Origin of the sequence: Curtobacterium sp. 18060 (genome assembly GCF_902706105.1) — a bacterium.
GTDB lineage: Bacteria > Actinomycetota > Actinomycetes > Actinomycetales > Microbacteriaceae > Curtobacterium.
Window position 1 is genome coordinate 21645 of sequence record NZ_CACSJV010000008.1, and the last position, 16301, is coordinate 37945.

The window sequence follows — 16301 nt, forward strand, 5'->3', positions numbered from 1 at the left end:
GACAGAATCGAGTGCACATGCAGCTCCACGTCGAGACCCACGGTCACGGCCCGGTCCGGGTCGGACTCGTGCACGGCATCCTCGGTTCGGCGCTGGTGTGGCGCGACCTCGTGTCCCACGCCGATCCGGACCGGTACACGTTCCTCGTGCCGGACCTGCGGGGTCACGGCGAGAGCGACCGCGCGGCGTCGTACGCACTCGCCGCGTTCGCTGACGACCTCGCCGAGACGCTGCCGCAAGGGCTCGACGCCGTCGTCGGACACTCGCTCGGCGGACGGGTGCTGTTCGACGCCGTCGACCGGTTGCGCCCGGCCCGTGCGGTGTACCTCGACCCCGGCTTCCACCTGCGGGCACCGGGGCGGAGCGTGCTCGGGCGGGCGTTCTGGGCGCTGCCCGGGCTGCAGCCGTTGCTCGTGCAGGCCTACGACCGCACCGATCCGCGGTGGGGGCCGGCGAACGTCGCCCGGGCCGAGGAGAGCCATCGGCACTGGGACCGCACGATGCTGCGCGACGTCCTGCGAGCGGTCGCGACGACACCGGTCGCTCCGGCGGCCCCGTTCGTGCCGTCGACGCTCGTGCTCACCGACGACGGTCGACACGTCGTGCCCGCGGCCGAGGTGCCGGTCTACGAGCGCCTCGGGTGGGACGTCGAACGGGTGCACGGCGTGCACCACGACCTCGCGATGGAGGACGCCGCGCGCACGATGCGGCTCCTCGACGACGTGCTCGGCGGGGCGCACGCATGAGCGTCACCACGGTGTTCGGCGGGGTGTCCAACGTCCTCGTCTCCGACGGCACGACCTCGCTGCTCGTGGACGGCTTCTTCAGTCGTCCCTCGTTCCCACGGCTGATGCTCGGCCGGCTCCGACCGGACGTCACCCGGATCGAGGACGTACTCGCACGGTTCGACGTCGACCACCTCGATGCCGTGCTCGTCTCGCACTCGCACGCCGACCACGCCCTCGACGCCCCCGTGGTCGCGGACCGGACCGGGTCCGAACTCGGCGGCTCGGCGTCCACCCGGATGATCGCCACCGGGTACGGGCTCGACCGCGTGCCCTTCCGGGAGCTCCACGACCGAGAGTCGTTCGCGGTGGGGGCCTTCACGGTCACGCCGCTGCACGCCCTGCACAGCGACGGCGATGCGGTGCCGGGCGAGATCACCGAGCCGGTCACCCTGCCGGCCCGGATGCGCGACTTCCGTACCGGCGGGTGCTCCTCGTTCCTGTTCGAGCACCCGGACGGATCGGTGCTGGTCCACCCGACAGCGAACTGCATCCCCGGAGCGTTCGCGGGGCTCCACGCCGACACCGTCTACCTGGGTGCGGGTGCCGCCGGTGCGAAGCCGACGGCCTGGATCGAGCAGTACTGGCGAGAGACCGTCGGCGCGCTGCACCCGAGCGTCGTCCGACCGGTGCACTGGGACGCGTTCTGGCGTCCGTTGACCCGTTCGCTCAGGCCGCTGCCGAAGAAGCTCGACCGCCTCGACGTCACGATGCGCGCGTTCACACGCCTGGCGGACGACGACGGTGTCGACCTCCGGCTGCCGGAGCTCTGGCAGCGCGAGACCGTCTCCGCGCGGTCGGCGTCGTGACCGGGGTCCGGGCGCAGAACCGCCGGGCGACGGAGCGTGCCGTCGAGGACGCCGCGGTCGCGCTGGTCGGCGCGCGCGGGTTCGACGTCGTCACCGGGGCCGAGATCGCGACCGCGGCCGGCATCACCGAGCGCACGTTCTTCCGGTACTGCGCTTCGAAGGTCGACGCGTTCCTGTTCGTCTCGCGCGACGTCCACGACGCCGTCACCGCCGCCGTGACCGCCCCGGTGCCGTTCGATGCGTTGACCGAGGTGATCGCCGAGGTGCTCGTGACGTTCGAACGCGACCGCCCCGACGACCTCGACCGCCTGGTCCGGGTGCGCGCGCTGCTCGTCGCCGATCCGGTGCTGCTGTCCGCGGTCCTCGAACGGGACGCCGCGCAGACGCTGGAGCTGCACCGTGCGTGGGGCGGCGCCGATCGGTTCGCGGTGCCGTTGGCCCTGCTCGCGCTGCGCGCCGCGTTCGACGAGTGGGCGGAGCACCGCGCGGGGGAGTCGCTCAGCGCGGCGTTCCGTCGGACCTGCGCCGCGCTGCGGAGGGCGGCGACTGGCGGCTGATCGCGCGTCATGCCGTGGACGCAGCCACCAGGCGGACGGGAGGCCCGTGGCGGGCGTGACCCGAGCCTCCCGTCCGCTCTGGACCGTGACGCGAGACGCGCCGGGCAAGCACGTTCCTCGTGTGGTGACGGTTCTGGTTCACGTTCCCCGTGGATCACGAACCAGAACCGTCAGTCGTCAGGAAGCACGTCGTCGTCCCACGGCACCGGCGTCGTCTCGCCCGTCTCCCAGTCGTGGCGCAGGATCCCGTAGCCGACCGACGCCACCGCCCGGCCGCCCTCGATCGGCCACCCCTCGCGGTAGTGCGCCTCCTTGACCCACCCGGCACGCACGAAGACCCGGCGCATCGCCGTGTTGTCCTCGCGGGTCTGGCCCTCGAAGCGGGTCACCGACGGCAGGGTGCCGAAGACGTGGTCGGTGACCGCGCGAAGCGTCGGGACGCCGAGTCCGCGGCCGCGGAACGCGCCGGCGATGCGCAGGTCGAAGAGCGGGACCGGGTCTTCCAGATCCTCCAGCCGGACGAACCCGATTCGGCCGTGCTCCGTGTGGTCGACCCAGTACGAGTCGTGCTCGTCGTCGCGGTAGGAGCCGGACGCCACGGCCTCGACGGCCTCCGCACGGGTCCACGACCGCCGCACGTGGAAGGGGAAGTCCTCGGTCGACAGGAAGTCGACGAGGGCATCGTGGTCGATCCCGATCGGGTCGAGCCGGGTCAGCCGGACGGAGCGGTCGGTCATCGCGCCACGCTAGCGGGGCTGCAGCGTGGTGGCCCAGCGTCCGATCGCGTCGTACGCCTGCTCCCGCACGTCGGGCGCGGACAGCACCACGTCGTGCACGGCTCCCGGCAGTCGGCGGACCGTCACCTCGTTGCCGAGTGACAGGGCTCGGTGGGCCACCGTGTCGACGTTCAGCGCGACGTCGGCGTGTGCCATGCCGGGGTCCCACCGGGGTTGCAACATGCTCTTGTCGCTGAGCATGACCAGGACGGGGACCTGGATGTCGAGCCCGTGCTCGACCGTCTCCTGCCCCGCGAAGACCGCCGCGAGCCAACCGGGGTGCAGGGGGAACCCGCGTTCCGGCCGCCACTGCTGGTCGTACGTCCACGAGCCCTCGCCCGCGGCCGACACGGTGCGCGTGTAGAAGCCGGGATCGACGGCGGGCATCGGGGCGAGGGGGTTCCGCTTGGCGCCGAGCTTGATGACGGGTGCGACGATCGCCCGGCCCACGGCGGTCGCCTGGAACTCGAGCCAGGGACTGTTCAGGACGATGCCGTCGACGAGTTCGGGGTGGCGCGCAGCCCACAGCGACAGCGTCAGCCCCCCGGTGGAGTGCCCCATCAGCACGAGCCGCCGCTCGCCGGGGCCGGGGTGCTCGGCCGAGACGGCGTCGAGCGCTGCGGCGATGTCCTCGTCGTACACCGCCAGGTCGTCGACGTTGCCCGGGGTCTGGTGGGGGCGGAGGCTCCGGCCGTACTTCCGCAGGTCCAGCGCGTGGAAGCGGGCCCCGAGCCGTTCGATCCGCTCCGCCAGCTCGGTCTGGAAGAAGTAGTCCGACCACCCGTGCACGTACAGCACGTCAGCGCCGTGCAGCGGCCCGCGCCCGTGCAGCAGCAGGTCCGTCGGGGTGTGCCGACGACGGACGAGGGTGGCGACGACCGGCCCCTCGGAGTCGGAGCCGAGCGGCAGTTCGAGTCGCTCGTAGGGCGCTCCGAGGACGTCCTCGTGCCACCGCTGGACGACCATGACCCCACCGTATCCGGCACCGCTGCGGGTGGTACCGGGGTACCACGGTCGCTCCGCGGAGATCGTCTGCGACGGCGATGTGGCGGACCCGGCCGTCTCCGTACCGTTGCCGCATGATCGAGATCCAGAACCTCTCCAAGCGCTACGGCGAGAAGGTCGCCGTCGACGACGTGTCCTTCACGGTGCGCCCCGGCGTCGTCACCGGCTTCCTCGGTCCGAACGGCGCGGGCAAGTCCACCACGATGCGCGCCGTCGTCGGACTCGACCGGCCGACCTCGGGCACCGCCCACGTCGACGGACGCCCCTACCGCGAGCTGCGCGACCCGCTGCGTCGCGTCGGCGCACTGCTCGAGGCCAAGGCGGTCCACAAGGGACGCAGCGCCTTCGACCACCTGTCGGCGCTCGCCGCGACGCACCGGATCCCGACGGCCCGGGTGCACGAGGTCATCGGCATGACCGGTCTCGAGAACGTCGCGAAGAAGCGCGTCGGCGGGTTCTCGCTCGGCATGGGGCAGCGGCTCGGGATCGCGGCGGCACTGCTCGGCGATCCGCAGACGCTGATCCTCGACGAGCCGGTCAACGGCCTCGACCCCGAGGGCGTCGTGTGGGTGCGTCGACTCGCCCGCAGCCTGGCCGCCGAGGGGCGTGCGGTGTTCATCTCGAGCCACCTGATGAGCGAGATGGCCCTGACCGCCGACCGCATCGTCGTGATGGGTCGCGGGAGGGTGCTCGCGGACATGGACATCGCGGACCTGGTCGCCGCCGCCACGGAGCGGTCGGTCACCGTGCGGACGCCGGAGCCCGAGCGGCTCCTCGACGCGATCGCCGGACCGGACGTCACCATCGGCTACGAGGGCGACGGGTCGCTGCAGGTCCGTGGCCTCGGCGCCGAGCAGATCGGCGAGGCGGCGGGTGCTGCGGGGATCGTCCTGCACCAGCTGGCCACCACCGAGGCGAGCCTGGAGCAGGCCTACCTCGAACTCACGCACGACCAGGTCGAGTACCGATCGGAGGTGGCCCGATGAGCGCGGTCACGAGCAACGCCGCGCCTCGGCACGAAGCGTCCGGCGTCCACTTCTCCGGCGTCCTGCGCTCGGAGTGGATCAAGCTCCGCTCGCTGCGGTCGACGGCGTGGAGCTTCCTGCTGGTGCTCGTCCTGCCGATCGGCATCGGTGTGCTCCTGGCGTCCTTCGCGGACACCGGCGGTCAGGGGCTCTCGGGTGACGCGGCTCGGAACGCCCTCGTCCTCTACAGCACGAGCGGCACGATGCTCTCGTCGCTGATCGTCGCGGTGATCGGCGCCCTCGTCGTCACCGGCGAGTACGGCACCGGCATGATCCGCTCCTCGTTCGCGGCGGTCCCACGGCGGTCGGTCGCGCTGGCGGCGAAGGCGATCGTCCTCGCCGTGGCCGTCTTCGTCACGAGTGCCGTGAGCGTCTGGGCCACCGCGTTCACCACCCTGCCCATCGCCGCGGGACGGAACGTCGAGGCGTCGCTGGACGCGAGTGTCGCGATGCCGCTGCTGGGTGCCTCCGTCTACCTGACGCTCATCGCGCTGCTGGCCTTCGTGGTCGGCGTCGTCCTGCGCTCCACAGCTGGCGCGATCGCCGGGGTCCTCGGCCTGATGCTGGTCGCTCCGGTCGTCGTGCAGCTGGTGCAGTCGTTCACCGGAGCGGACTGGCTCGGCACGCTGACGAACCTGCTGCCGCAGAACGCCGGGCAGCCGCTCATGCAGTTCGGCACCGAGGTGACGTCGGGGTGGCACGACGGCGTCCTAGCCTTGGGGGGATGGAGCGGATTCGCGGTACTGCTGGCCTGGGTGGTCGTCGCATCGGTGACGGCGCTCGCCCTGGTCGAGAAGCGGGACGCGTGACCCCTGCCGACCTCGCCCCCGGTGCCGTCCAGGACGGTGCCGGGGGCATCGCCCTGCCCGACGCACCCGGCCGGCTCCGGCGGTTCTGGGCGCGCCACCCGGTCATGACCGACGCGCTGCTCATGGTCTTCTGGGGTGCGATCGAGGTCGTCGTCGCGTTCCGGAGTGCGTGGCAGGTCGACGGGAGCCCCGCCGCGCGGGTCACGGTCGTCGTCCTCGTGGTCATCGCCGTCTCCGGCATCCCGCTCCGGCGCACGCACCCCGCGGTGACGGCGGTGCTCGGGCTCGCGTCCGTCGTCGCGATGACGTGGACGGAAGCGGGGTACTCGCCGGTGCTCTTCACCGTGTACGCCGCGACCGTGTGGTGGTCGCGTGCCGCCGGGTGGTGGACGGCCGCGGTCGCCGTCGTGCTGGCCGCGGGGGCGACGGCGCTGCGCGTCTTCGTGGTCGCGCCGGGGTCCGGAGGACTCGCGGACGTCCTGTACCCGCAGCCCACGACGTTCCTGCTGGCAGCGGTCCTGATCGGCGTCAACGTGTCGAACCGCCGTCGCTACACGCAGGCGCTCATCGACCGCGCGCACCAGCTGGCCCGGGAGCGCGACCAGCAGGCGCAGCTCGCCACCGCCGCGGAGCGGGCCCGGATCGCGCGGGAGATGCACGACATCGTGTCGCACTCGCTCACGGTGATGGTGCGGCTGGCCGAGGGCGCGGCGGCCGGGGCGTCCGCTGGTGCACCCGCCGGTTCGGCGGGGTCCGCTGCCGCTGCCATGCGCGGTGTCGCCGATGTCGGCCGTGGCGCGATGGGCGACATGCGCCGCATGCTCGGGGTGCTCGGAGGCGACGGCGAACCCGCGCTCGCGCCGCAACCGGGCATCCACGACGTCCCGCAGCTCGTCGACCGGTTCCGCGCGCTGGGCACCCCCGTCGCCCTCGAACTCGTCGGCGTCGTCCCCGACGACGACGCCCTGCAGCTCGCCGTGTACCGGGTCGTGCAGGAGGGCCTCACCAACACCGCCCGGCACGCGCAGCGCGTCCGATCGGTCGACGTCCGCGTGGCAGCGTCCGCCACCGAGGTCACCGTGGTCGTCACCGACGACGGACGGACGGGAGGCCCGACTCGGCCAGACAGGTCGGCCCACGCCCCAGCGGGGTCGGGTCGAGGGCTCATCGGGATCGACGAGCGCATCCGCGCGCTGGGTGGGCAGGTGCGCGCGGGCTTCCGCGACGGCACCGACGGTTGGCAGATCCGGGCGACGATCCCGGTCAGGACGGAGGACCGGTGATCCGCGTGGCGATCGTCGACGACCAGCAGCTCATCCGGACGGGGTTCCGACTGCTGCTCGAGGCACAGCCCGACATCGAGGTCGTCGGCGAGGCCGGCGACGGCGGTGCGGGTGTTCGGCTCGTGCGTGCCCTGCGTCCGGACGTCGTGCTGATGGACGTCCGGATGCCCCACGTCGACGGCGTCACGGCGACGGCCGCGATCGTCGAGCAGGTCCCCGAGACCCGGGTGCTCGTGCTGACCACCTTCGACCTGGACGAGTACGCGTTCGGTGGCCTGCGTGCCGGGGCGAGCGGGTTCCTGCTCAAGGACGTCAGCGCCGCGCAGCTCCTCGACGCCGTCCGGTCCGTGGCAGCGGGCGAGGCCGCGGTCTCACCGCGGGTGACGCAGCGGATGCTCGAGCTCTTCGGCTCCGTGCTGCCGGACGACCGGCCGGCGGGTCCGGACCCGCTGGAGCCCCTGACCCCGCGGGAGCGCGAGGTGCTGCTCGCGATGGCCCGCGGGTTGTCGAACCCCGAGATCGCCGCACACCTGGTGACGAGCGAGTCCACGGTCAAGACCCACGTCGGGCGGGTGCTCGGCAAACTGGGCCTGCGCGACCGGGTGCATGCGGTGATCTTCGCCTACGAGCACGGTCTCGTACCGCGGTCCTGACGGGCGCCGATCGCGCGGCGGCGCGCTCAGCTGCGGGGTGCGCGTGAGAAGAACAGGGTGATCGCGCCGAGGGCGATGGACGCGACGATCAGCACCCAGGCGAGCACGGGGATCAGCCCGTCCCACGGGGTGAACAGGAGCACGATGCCGATCACCAGCACGACGGCGGCGGCGATCAGCACGAGGCGGTGCGGTCTTGGCGGGTGGGTTCTGGTCACAGGTGCACCGTACGCGTCGGACTGCGGACGGGCGCAGTCGCGCGCCGCTAGCCTGGCGGCAGTGACACGTTCTCCCGCTCTGTGACGCAGAGCCCATCCAGCGACACCGATTCGCTCCTCGGACGAGGGGTGGTGATCTCGTGCGCCCGGAACGGGGACTCCCGACGGAGTTCCCCAGCACCCCGGTGCCCTGTCGAGACCACTCCAGAGAGACCGTTCGTCCATGTCATCGTCTTCTTCTTCATCTTCTTCTGCTCCCGCCGACCGCTCGGGGCTCCGCGCTTCGTGCGGTGACTGCTTCGCCCTCTGCTGCACCGCCTTCGGGTTCCAGCGGTCCAGCGACTTCCCGATCGACAAGGCCGCAGGGACCCCGTGCCGCAACCTGGCCGACGACTTCTCCTGCACGATCCACCAGGCCCTCCGTCCACGGGGCTTCACCGGATGCACCACCTTCGACTGCTTCGGGGCTGGCCAGTACGTCTCGCAGGTCCTGTTCGACGGCACGAGCTGGGTCGACGAGCCGGACTCGAAGCCCGAGATGTTCCGGGCCTTCGCCGTCGCCCGGCAGCTCCACGAGATGCTCTGGTACCTGGCCGAGGCGGTGTCCCGCTCGACGACTCTGGGGTCGGCGGAAGTGCCGACCGCGCTCCGGCACCGGGTCCAGCAGATCCTCGACGGCGAGCTGGCCGACGTCATCGCGGTGGACGTCGAGTCGCTCCGGTCCGAGGTCCGCTCCGTCCTGATCGACGTCAGCGCCGAGGCTCGAGGTGGGTACCCCGCCGCCGGCGACGCGGCCGGTGACCTGCACCCGTCGGCTGACCTGGCCGGCCGCGACCTGCGATCTCACTTCCTGGTCGGCGCCGATCTGCGCGGTGCGGTCCTGATCGCCGCGGACCTGCGGGGAGGCGACCTGTCGGGTGTCGACCTGCTCGGGGCGGACCTGCGCGACACCCGGCTCGGGGGAGCGGACCTGTCGAACGCGCTGTTCTTGACCCAACCCCAGGTGAACGCTGCCCAGGGCGATGCGTCCACGGTGCTGCCCGGCGACCTGGACCGCCCGTCACACTGGTCGCTCCGGTGATCCGGGTCAGGGCAGAACGATGACCTTGCCGGCGATCCTCCCGGCTGCGCCCTCGGCGTGCAGTGCGGGCAGCTCGGCGAGCGGGATGCGCCGCGTGACCTCGACCGTCAGGGCCCCGGCGTCCACCAGCGCGACGAGCTCCGTCAGGCGTTCGCGGTTCGGCAGGACGAACACGGTCGCTGCACGAACGCCTCGGGACTCGTCACCCGGCGTGGCCATGAACGCCGTCGTGCTCACGACGACTCCGCCGTCATGGACCGCTGCGACGTCCGCCGCGAACTGCTCGGGCTCGATCGGCGCCAGGTTGAGCAGGACGTCGACCTGACCGTCGAGGGCGTCGAGCAGGTCGGTGTCGGTGTGGTCGATGACCTGGTCGGCACCGGCCGTGCGCACGGCATCGGCACTGCGGGGGCTGGCGGTCGCGATGACGTGTGCTCCGGCGCGCTTGGCGAGCTGGACGGCGTACTTGCCGACGACCCCGCCGGCACCCACGACGAGCAGCCGCTGTCCGGCGGTGAGCCGGCCGTCGTCGAACAGGGCCTGCCAGGCGGTCAGCGCGACGGACGGCAGCGCGGCCGCGTCGGCCAGTGGGACGCTCGTCGGCGCTGCGACCACGGCGTCCGCCGGTGCGATGACGTACTCGGCTGCCCCGCCGTCGCGGTCCATCGGCAGGAACGCGATGACCGCGTCGCCCACGGTCAACCCGGTCACCCCCTCGCCGATCGCGTCGACCGTGCCGGAGACGTCGTAGCCGGGGACGTGCGGCAGCTGGATCGGGATCGGCAGGAAGCCGGCCCGCATGCCGTTGTACGCGGACGCCGCGACGCGCAGTCGCACCTGTCCTGCTGCCGGGGTCGGCTGCTCGACCTCGCCGTACTGGAGTACCTCGGGTCCGCCGACTTCGTGGAACTGCACTGCCTTCATGATGATGCCCTCTCGTAGTTGCTTCGAATTCGAAGCGCTTGTCGGAGACGCTAGCACTGCTTCGAACTCGAAGCAACAGGTAGGATGCTCGTATGAGCGACACCCCCACCGCACTGACCCCGACACAGCTCGGCGCCTACTTCGCGCTGACCGAGGTGAGTGCGCTCCTGCGCCCCGCGGTCGAGAAACAGCTCCGCGACGTCGGCGGCTTGAGTTACGTGCAGTTCCAGCTCTTGGCGCGGTTGGGGGATGCTCCGGAGGGGCACCTGCGCATGACGGACCTCGCCGACGGCGTCGTCTACAGCCGCAGCGGGCTGACCTACCAGGCGCAACTGCTCGAACAGCGCGGCCTCGTCACGAGGTCCCCGTCGCCGGACGACGAACGCAGCACCGTCGTCACGATCACCGACGCGGGGCGCGAGGTCCTCGCCGACGTGTTCCCCGGCCACATCGGCACCGTGCACGGACTCCTGTTCGCGCCGATCACGGACGGGGACGCGAGTGACCTCGCCCGGATCCTCGGGCGCATCAGCGAGCACCTCCGTGCGAACCCGCCACGGTCGAAGTCACGGCGTCCCGGCAAGGCGGCGACCGCATGAGCCTCGAGCGGCGCACCGCGCGGTGGATCATCGTCGGCTCGCTCGTCGTCGGGCTGGGGCTGACCGTCTACGCGACGTCCTACTGGCTGTTCCCGACGTCGTTCCAACTCCAGGAGCGGCTGCCCGACGGATCGATCAACCCGCGCGCATGGGCCGACCTGCTCGTCGCGTACGTCCTCGCGCTCGGCTGCTTCGCGGTCGCCGGATGGGTGGGCGCGCAGCGGCTCCGCACCCGCCGCCGCTGAGGCGTCAGCTGCGCGTGCGTGACCGTCGCCGCGACACGGTGGCGACGACGAGCGTGGCGACGCCGAGCGCGATCCCGATCAGACCGAGCAGGGAGCCGAACAGCATCAGGATGCCGCCGCCGATGTTCGCACCGCCCCCGGTGTCGTTCGCGAGCGACCACCCACCGATCCCGACCGACAGGAAGGCGCCCAACAGGAACACCGTGCACATCACGTGCAGGACCCTCGTGCTCTGGGAGGTCATGGCGACTCGCTTCCGTGCGTGGACCGGTACCGGATGGTAGCGCGACCTGCGAGGGTGGAGCGATGACCCTCGAGATGCTCTGGGAACGAGCCGATCCAGCCCAGGTGCTGCGGAGCCGCTTCGGGTTCACGGACGTCGACGCTGCCGAGGACTGGGTCATCCGGACACTCGATCGGTGGTGGAACGTGCACGTCGTCGCGTGCGAGCGCATCGTGATGAGTGACCACAACGCACTCGCCTGGGTGTCGACCGCCGAGGGACCGATGCTCCTGAAGTGGTCGATCGCGCCGGAGGGGTTCGAGCGCCTGGCGTTCGCGGCGGACCTCACGGCCTGGCTCGGCGAGCGCGGCCTGCCCGTTTCCGCCCCGGTGCCGACGCCCGACGGACGGGTGCAGGTCGAGGACGACGGAGTCTCGATGGGGCTCCAGCACGTCATCAGCGGAACCCTGCTGGACGTCCGTGAACCGGCACAGGTCCACGCGGCCGGTGCGACGCTGGCCCGCTTCCACGACGCCCTGCGCGACAGCCCCGATCGGGCGCGCGCGGCCGGTGTACGCCCGCCGCCGACCCCGCTCGTGCAGCAGGTCGAGGACTGGCTCGACGGTGCGACGACGCGCGTGCCGGACCGTGCCCGGGTGGCGCTGCGACGGTTGCTGACGGCCGCGCCGTCCGACGACCTGCCGGTCCAGATCGTGCACGGGGACTACCGGGCGGCGAACGTCCTGTGCGCTGACGCGGACGTCGTCGCCGTCATCGACTTCGAGGACCTGCGCCGCGACCACCGCATCGTCGAACTGGCGGGGTCGGCCGTCCTGCTCGGGACGCTCTTCCACGACTGGGGGCCGGTCCCCGAAACCGTCCATCGGCAGCTGCTCGACGGCTACCGCTCGGTGAGCGCGCTCACTGCCGACGAGCTCGCGTGGTGGGACGTCCTGGTGCTCTGGAACACGATGCTGTTCGTCCCGCCGGGGGACGACCCCACCGGGTGGGCCGCCGCAGCCGGGGCGCTCGCCGGTTAGCGGACGACGCGCTTCGCTGCCCGGGCGACGGCCACGATCGCCGCGACCCCGAGTGCGATCCCCGCGATGCCGACGACCATGCCGCCCATGTACATCAACCCCGCGGCGAAGTTCACGCCAGTGCCGTCCGGGGTGAGGATCGTCCAGACCGAACCACCGGCTGTGAGCAGGAAGCCCAGACCGAGGAAGACGATCGCGAGAGTGACGATCGAGCGGATGTGGTGCACGGTCCGAACCTACCGAACCCGCACCGGTGGCAGAGTGGCGTGATGGGGAGCATCCGGAACATCGCGGTCGGGCTGCCGGTCAAGGACGGCCACGTGCTGCTGTCCGAGTCGTTCGACGACGTGCGGGACCTCCGCTTCCACCGTGCAGTCGGCGGCGGCATCGAGTTCGGCGAGACCGCGGTCCAGGCGCTCCGCCGGGAGTTCCGCGAGGAGCTCGACGTCGCCCTCGACGAGGTCCGGCTGCTCGGTGTCCTCGAGAACCTGTTCGAGTACGAGGGGCAGCCCGGACACGAGTACGTCCACGTGTTCGCCGTCCGGTCGGCGGAGCTGGACGCGGTGCCGCTGGACGCTGAACTCGTGGTGCTGGACGAGGGCAGCCCGGTGCGCTGGGTACCCGTCGACACGGACGTCCCAGTGTTCCCGGACGGCGTGCTCGATCTGCTCGCGGGGCACAACCCGAACGGCTCCTCAACCAGCTGATGTCCCGATCTCGTCAGGCCCTCAGCGGCGCATCACGTGGCGGTCCGATCGGTGAGTGCAGGTGTGGCCCGGACCGCGTTCATGAACGATCGTTTCTGACCAATTGCGCCGGCTGGGACGGCGCCTGGCGTCGCCCTGCACCAGAACTCACCCGAAGCCGCCTGAAGCGATCGAAGATCACGTGGGCATAACCCTTGTCTGAGCATCCATTAAGACCGCTCTGGAACTACCCGATCTGACCAGGGCTTTTGCGTTCTACCCCCCTACGGGGGCCGGGTACGGACACTCAGCTTCCTCATATGCTGCGGACGCTGACAGCAACCCGTGCTGTCGATCACGTAGGGGGTTTCGTGCGCACACTGCTGCACGCTCCGCGCACGAGGAAGCGCAGCATCGCTGCTGCAACCCTCGGCGCGCTCGCACTTGTCGGATCACTACTCGTCGCCACACCGGCGCAGGCGCTCAACGACACCGGCACCGGTGGCGTGTTCGTGCCCGCGTCCGGCCGTGTCCTGGACACCAAGGTCGGTACCGGCGGGTTCAGCACGCCGATGGAGGCCGGCAAGTACCGGACCATCAAGATCGCCGGCGTCGCCGGGATCCCCGACGACGGCACCGTGGGTGCCGTGTCGTTGAACGCGACCGTCAGTGGCAACCCGTCGGCGGGCACGCTGTTCGGCCGGCCGGATGCGGACGCGTCACGCACGACGATGCTGATCTACAACGCCAACACCGGCGAGTACGTCTCCAACACCGCGATCGTCGCCGTGAGCGCCGCTGGCACCATCCAGGTGTCGACCGAGACGGCCGCACGGCTGATCCTCGACGTGCAGGGCTACTACACCGCGAACACCGACGGCACCGCCGCCGGCGGGTTTGTCCCCGTCGCGGGCAAGCGCATCGTCGACACCCGTTCCGGGCTCGGCGCCCCGAAGGCGCTCCTGGCACCGGGGAAGAGCGTCGACATTCAGGTCACCGGCGCCAACGGCGTCCCGGCCGGAGCGTCCGGCGCGGTCGTGAACCTCCTGCCGATCAACTCCACCGCTTCTGACGGCTACCTCACGCCGTACGCGACCGGAACCACCCGTCCGGACAACGCGTTGCACTACGCGCCGTCGGTGAACACCTCGATCCAGGCGCAGGTACGGCTGTCCTCGAGCGGGAAGATGACGATCTACAACGGCTCGTCGACCATCAACCTCGTCATCGACTTGCAGGGATACTTCACCGCTTCCGCCACCACTGGCGCGACTTTCACCCCCGGAGTCGGGCGGGCCTACGACTCCCGTGCGACGGGGAACACGATCCTCGCGAAGAACGAGACACGCGCGGTCCAGGTCGCGGGGAAGGCCGGGGTGCCCGTGATGGGCTCCGGCCTCACTGCGGTCGTCTTGACGCTGACCGCTGTACACGGCGGTAGCGATGGCCGCGCGTCTGTGTGGGCAAGTGGGACCACGCAGCCGGAGACGACGTCGATCAACTTCCAGGCCGGCGAGATCCGCACCAACACCGTCACTGTCGCCCTCGGCGCGAATGGCAAGATCAACCTCAACAACGTCGCCGACGCGACTGACTACATCATCGACGTTCAGGGCTGGTATGCAAATCCTCAGGCGCCAACCATCTCGTGCCCCGCGCCCTACTCGGCGGGCGCGGTGACGGTGACTATCCCGACGGCTCCCGTGCAGTGCACGGTCACCGTGCCGGCAGCAACCGAAACCGGAGCAGAGGTCGACGTCGATGTGGACGGCACGCCTGAAACTGCTACTGCACTGAGCGAAACGCAGGCCACGAAGGTATCCGTGGCATTGCCTGCAACTGGCGGAGTGCATCAGATCGACGCCACCATCGTAACCAACACGTACGAGTCCTATGGCAGCGCGAGCTTCCAGACTGAATTTGGTGGCAACTGGCCGGCTGAGACGCTCCAGTACTTCCCTGGAGACGGCTTGTTTGGTGACATGTCGGACACGCTCGCTGTCGTGCCGGTGAATGATCAGCTTCGCGACTACGTCCAGCGTCATTTCACCGTCTCGCTCGATGCGGACGGCGTCACGAATCCGGTCCTTGACTCGGGCTGGATCGCTACGGACTACCAGCTTGACCCCGCGAAGCTAATCGAGGGAAGCCGGTACTACTGGCGTGCAGAATTGTCCGGTCCGACCAGTACTTCTTCGACTACCCAGTATCTCGCTACGCCGGTTCGCTCGTTTGTAGCGGACGCGCAACCGGTCGCAGCCGAATGTGTGATCGCGCTAGACGCTGCTGCCCGAGCGAACAACGGAACTGTCACGAAATCTGACGTCGACAGCACTTGCGCCACCACGAGTACCATCGAAACCGGCGAAGAAGAGGTCGTTGACGCGGACGACGTGCGAGCGGACCCCAACCTGTCGAAGTCCCAGAAGATGGAGATCATGTCGGCTGCCAAGTCAAGTAAGGTCAAGTCCGAGAAGTGGCAACAGCACGATGATCAGATCGGATATTCCGAGTGGCAGTCTGGGAAGTTCTACTATAACGGTTCAAAGTCTTGGACCAACAAGTACAGGGGGTACGCCGGCTACCATGACTGCCACGTGTATGGCTCCGGGACCAACGGGGTAAGGTTGACTCCTATTAACTGCAAGGAGCACCGTGCAGGCGGGGGTAAGACCAAGTCCATCGAGGACTACCAAATTGACGCGACCGTGAAGGGCTGGCCTCTCACATACGTGAAGAACATGACGACGACCTGCGGACTTACGGGCAAGCTCACCAAGGAAGTGAATAAGCGATGACGCACTCATCATCCCCTGCGCCCATGGTGGACAACCAGCCAGTGCGTACTAGTACCCTCGCTATTGTTGCAATCATTCTCGCCATTGTCGTACCAGTCGCGGGCATCGTTGTTGGTATCATCGCTCGACGGCAAGTGATCCGAACAGGAGAACAAGGACGCGGGCTGAGCACTGCTGCAATCATCGTCGGCATTGCGCTTACGGTATTCGGCTTCCTTCCGCTACTCATCGTACTTCCGGACCTGGTGCAGATTTACGGCTAGTTCCTGCCCCCTATTTGATACCCAAGCCGGATGCCACCCTTTTCATGAGAAGGGTGGCATCCGGCTTGCGGGGAGTCCAGCCCGAACGCGATTGCATCACGTCACTCCGCGGAAGGGTGACCACATGGGTTCCTGGGGATCGTGCGCTCCTGCTGATCTCATCAACGGTCTCGGATCCTTACGGTTGCGAAACGTCTCGTCCGTAGCACCGCCGAGGCGTTCCGTCCCGCGGGATCCGGGGTGCGGGGTGCGGCGGTTCTCACAACCATGTCTCGCAAGCGTCTTCGGTGAAGGTGTCATTGACAGTTGCTTGCGAGACAAGGGTGGCGACGCAGATCGGGTCTGGCTCGCCTGTGCGTCCGGCAGGGGGACGCGGCTCGGCGCGAGGACCCCTCGTTGCCGCGGGCGTGCGCCGCGACGACCGACGTGTTGTCGATGGAGGTCCATCGGGAGCTCGTGTCTCACGTGCTGCACGCTCGTACTGAGATGACCGCCGGCGGCGAGACGCGCAGAGGCGGGCAC

General features: G+C 69.9%; 20 protein-coding genes. 14 read left to right on the forward strand and 6 right to left on the reverse strand.

Features of this window, described 5'->3' with window-relative positions; translation table 11 throughout:
* The first annotated feature begins 17 nt into the window (after positions 1-17).
* From GVL05_RS06240 to GVL05_RS06250, 3 genes are read left to right on the forward strand one after another with little or no spacing between them, the layout of a single operon-like run.
* Positions 18-746 carry an alpha/beta fold hydrolase gene (locus GVL05_RS06240; protein WP_159572298.1) on the forward strand — a complete coding sequence of 243 codons (729 nt, stop codon included), beginning with the start codon at positions 18-20 and terminating at the stop codon, positions 744-746.
* A complete protein-coding gene (locus GVL05_RS06245; RefSeq protein WP_159572300.1) occupies positions 743-1594 on the forward strand; it encodes an MBL fold metallo-hydrolase in 852 nt (283 codons plus the stop codon). Before GVL05_RS06240 ends, GVL05_RS06245 begins: the two co-directional genes overlap by 4 nt.
* On the forward strand, positions 1591-2151 hold the full coding sequence (locus tag GVL05_RS06250; protein ID WP_159572302.1) for a TetR family transcriptional regulator: 561 nt from the start codon (positions 1591-1593) through the stop codon (positions 2149-2151). Before GVL05_RS06245 ends, GVL05_RS06250 begins: the two co-directional genes overlap by 4 nt.
* Positions 2152-2321: 170 nt before the next feature.
* Here the strand turns inward: GVL05_RS06250 and GVL05_RS06255 are convergent, their stop codons facing one another.
* Positions 2322-2888: a GNAT family N-acetyltransferase gene (locus GVL05_RS06255; RefSeq protein WP_159572304.1), complete on the reverse strand. Its 567-nt coding sequence runs from the start codon at positions 2886-2888 to the stop codon at positions 2322-2324.
* 9 nt (positions 2889-2897) lie between these two features.
* Complete coding sequence (locus GVL05_RS06260; RefSeq protein WP_159572306.1) at positions 2898-3893, reverse strand: alpha/beta hydrolase; 996 nt, start codon at positions 3891-3893, stop codon at positions 2898-2900.
* A gap of 113 nt (positions 3894-4006) precedes the next feature.
* Here GVL05_RS06260 and GVL05_RS06265 point away from each other — a divergent pair, with 113 nt between their 5' ends.
* The 4 genes from GVL05_RS06265 to GVL05_RS06280 are packed head-to-tail and all read left to right on the forward strand — an operon-like array spanning position 4007 to position 7702.
* The gene (locus GVL05_RS06265) at positions 4007-4918 is read left to right on the forward strand and encodes an ABC transporter ATP-binding protein (RefSeq protein WP_131880578.1); all 912 of its coding nucleotides are present in this window, start codon (positions 4007-4009) and stop codon (positions 4916-4918) included.
* On the forward strand, positions 4915-5766 hold the full coding sequence (locus GVL05_RS06270) for an ABC transporter permease subunit (protein ID WP_159572308.1): 852 nt from the start codon (positions 4915-4917) through the stop codon (positions 5764-5766). Before GVL05_RS06265 ends, GVL05_RS06270 begins: the two co-directional genes overlap by 4 nt.
* Positions 5763-7049: a sensor histidine kinase gene (locus GVL05_RS06275; protein WP_159572310.1), complete on the forward strand. Its 1287-nt coding sequence runs from the start codon at positions 5763-5765 to the stop codon at positions 7047-7049. Before GVL05_RS06270 ends, GVL05_RS06275 begins: the two co-directional genes overlap by 4 nt.
* A complete protein-coding gene (locus GVL05_RS06280; RefSeq protein ID WP_159572312.1) occupies positions 7046-7702 on the forward strand; it encodes a response regulator transcription factor in 657 nt (218 codons plus the stop codon). Before GVL05_RS06275 ends, GVL05_RS06280 begins: the two co-directional genes overlap by 4 nt.
* Positions 7703-7728: 26 nt before the next feature.
* Here the strand turns inward: GVL05_RS06280 and GVL05_RS06285 are convergent, their stop codons facing one another.
* The gene (locus GVL05_RS06285; protein WP_159572314.1) at positions 7729-7920 is read right to left on the reverse strand and encodes a hypothetical protein; all 192 of its coding nucleotides are present in this window, start codon (positions 7918-7920) and stop codon (positions 7729-7731) included.
* A gap of 223 nt (positions 7921-8143) precedes the next feature.
* Here GVL05_RS06285 and GVL05_RS06290 point away from each other — a divergent pair, with 223 nt between their 5' ends.
* Entirely contained in the window at positions 8144-9001 is an 858-nt protein-coding gene (locus GVL05_RS06290) for a pentapeptide repeat-containing protein (protein WP_159572316.1), read from the forward strand.
* 6 nt (positions 9002-9007) lie between these two features.
* On the opposite strand, the gene GVL05_RS06295 is transcribed toward GVL05_RS06290, so the two are convergent.
* Positions 9008-9925 (reverse strand): NADP-dependent oxidoreductase, encoded by a 918-nt coding sequence (locus tag GVL05_RS06295; protein WP_200849169.1) that lies wholly within the window; start codon positions 9923-9925, stop codon positions 9008-9010.
* A 92-nt stretch (positions 9926-10017) separates the two neighbouring features.
* Between GVL05_RS06295 and GVL05_RS06300 the strand changes: the two genes are divergently transcribed.
* Together GVL05_RS06300 and GVL05_RS06305 are read left to right on the forward strand one after the other, a co-directional pair.
* The gene (locus tag GVL05_RS06300) at positions 10018-10524 is read left to right on the forward strand and encodes a MarR family winged helix-turn-helix transcriptional regulator (RefSeq protein WP_159572318.1); all 507 of its coding nucleotides are present in this window, start codon (positions 10018-10020) and stop codon (positions 10522-10524) included.
* Positions 10521-10769, forward strand: coding sequence for a hypothetical protein (locus GVL05_RS06305; protein ID WP_159572320.1), 249 nt, complete (start codon positions 10521-10523; stop codon positions 10767-10769). Before GVL05_RS06300 ends, GVL05_RS06305 begins: the two co-directional genes overlap by 4 nt.
* 4 nt (positions 10770-10773) lie before the next feature.
* Here GVL05_RS06305 and GVL05_RS06310 read toward each other — a convergent pair whose 3' ends face one another.
* The gene (locus tag GVL05_RS06310; RefSeq protein WP_159572322.1) at positions 10774-11013 is read right to left on the reverse strand and encodes a hypothetical protein; all 240 of its coding nucleotides are present in this window, start codon (positions 11011-11013) and stop codon (positions 10774-10776) included.
* A gap of 62 nt (positions 11014-11075) precedes the next feature.
* Between GVL05_RS06310 and GVL05_RS06315 the strand changes: the two genes are divergently transcribed.
* Positions 11076-12032, forward strand: coding sequence for a phosphotransferase (locus GVL05_RS06315; RefSeq protein ID WP_159572324.1), 957 nt, complete (start codon positions 11076-11078; stop codon positions 12030-12032).
* Here GVL05_RS06315 and GVL05_RS06320 read toward each other — a convergent pair.
* Positions 12029-12259, reverse strand: a complete 231-nt coding sequence (locus GVL05_RS06320) for a hypothetical protein (protein WP_159572326.1) — start codon at positions 12257-12259, stop codon at positions 12029-12031. The genes GVL05_RS06315 and GVL05_RS06320 overlap by 4 nt on opposite strands.
* Positions 12260-12301: 42 nt before the next feature.
* Between GVL05_RS06320 and GVL05_RS06325 the strand changes: the two genes are divergently transcribed.
* The 3 genes from GVL05_RS06325 to GVL05_RS06335 all read left to right on the forward strand — a co-directional run bounded on the left by GVL05_RS06325 (position 12302) and on the right by GVL05_RS06335 (position 15779).
* The gene (locus GVL05_RS06325) at positions 12302-12739 is read left to right on the forward strand and encodes an NUDIX hydrolase (protein ID WP_159572328.1); all 438 of its coding nucleotides are present in this window, start codon (positions 12302-12304) and stop codon (positions 12737-12739) included.
* A gap of 350 nt (positions 12740-13089) precedes the next feature.
* Positions 13090-15516, forward strand: coding sequence for a hypothetical protein (locus tag GVL05_RS06330; protein ID WP_159572330.1), 2427 nt, complete (start codon positions 13090-13092; stop codon positions 15514-15516).
* A 23-nt stretch (positions 15517-15539) separates the two neighbouring features.
* Positions 15540-15779: a DUF4190 domain-containing protein gene (locus GVL05_RS06335; RefSeq protein WP_159572332.1), complete on the forward strand. Its 240-nt coding sequence runs from the start codon at positions 15540-15542 to the stop codon at positions 15777-15779.
* Positions 15780-16301: the final 522 nt, after the last annotated feature.